This is a genomic window from Burkholderia sp. A9, assembly GCF_000801975.1.
This window is the reverse complement of sequence record NZ_JSZN01000088.1, coordinates 1-1,064: the sequence shown is the minus strand read 5'-3', so window position 1 is coordinate 1,064 and position 1,064 is coordinate 1. Positions and strand designations below refer to the sequence as shown.

Genomic DNA, 1,064 nt, shown 5'->3' with positions numbered 1-1,064 from the left:
GCAATAATTCGGTGGGGAACCCAATCATGATTGACCTGAGTGGCGCCGAATTTTTACACTCTGAATGAAATCCTTGCGACTCGAGCGTGACCGGATATGCCGCGTCTGGCGGGCGGCTCCGGTGATGGGCGCGCAATACGCCAGCGGCGTCGAGGGGTCTCGATAGAGCAAATTGGCTGGATCGCTGGGTATGGTCGTCATTCCGATCAACGATTTCGTGAAATCGAATCATGACGAGCAATACATACCGCTACAGCGTTCATTCGGATCTCACGCCCGCCGAGCTTTTCTTTTTTGTTGCTGTGGAAGAGACGTGCGCCCGGGTCGGGATCGATGATGTCGAAGCCGTGGTCCTGATTCTAGCGGGCTGGCCCGTTTTGCCGACGCGGCAAAAATTCGGCGGCGCGACGAAAGGGACGTCCGTCGCGTCCGTGATGGCGCGCTCGATTTTTCGCTACCAGCTCAACAGGAAGATTCTGCCAACCGTTACGCTTCAAAGCATCAAGTCGTTTCGGATCATTCTGACCCGGAGACTCAGTGTATTCGTCGGGCGTGCCGTTCCTGGCGTGGGTTGGGCGCTGCTTGCGCGTGACGTGATCGCGATCGTTCACGGCACGGTCTCCAAGTACGACCGCCTCGTCAAACGTGAGGATAGGGTTTTCTGATGGAAGACGTGAGTTGGGACGAGATCGAAGCCTTCGTCAGGTCGGAAGTGGGGCTCGGTCCATCGAAGCCGCTCTCCGTGGGCACTCGGCTCTGGGAAGATCTGGGTCAAACCGGCGACGAAGCCAATGACTTCATGGCGCTTTTTTTCGAGCGGTTTGCCGTCGACACCGGCGATTTCGATTTCCACCGGTATTTTTTGATGGAAGGCGAGGGGTTGCTCTATTCGCTATTCCAGCGATGGGTGCGCCGAAAGCCGCACGACTTCAAGCGGGAATCGATTACGCTCGCGATGCTGCATCGTGCGGCCATAGAAAGAAGATGGGACGCCGCGCGATTGGCCGCCATGCTGTGACGAGTCGGGTTCCCGTTCGTGTATCGTGCCGCATCATCTCTCCTTG

Annotated in this window: 2 protein-coding genes; both read left to right on the top strand. The window is 57.3% G+C overall.

The features are described 5' to 3' along the window. Positions 1-230 precede the first annotated feature (230 nt). The gene (locus PI86_RS15575; protein WP_039324453.1) at positions 231-665 is read left to right on the top strand and encodes an STM2901 family protein; all 435 of its coding nucleotides are present in this window, start codon (positions 231-233) and stop codon (positions 663-665) included. Continuing rightward, positions 665-1,018, top strand: a complete 354-nt coding sequence (locus PI86_RS15570) for a DUF1493 family protein (protein ID WP_039324450.1) — start codon at positions 665-667, stop codon at positions 1,016-1,018. Before PI86_RS15575 ends, PI86_RS15570 begins: the two co-directional genes overlap by 1 nt. Positions 1,019-1,064: the final 46 nt, after the last annotated feature.

What these genes read in the sequence shown, in the direction of transcription:
- PI86_RS15575 (WP_039324453.1), top strand. Translation starts at nt 231, where the DNA reads ATGACGAGCAATACATACCGCTACAGCGTTCATTCGGATCTCACGCCC.
- PI86_RS15570 (WP_039324450.1), top strand. Translation starts at nt 665, where the DNA reads ATGGAAGACGTGAGTTGGGACGAGATCGAAGCCTTCGTCAGGTCGGAA.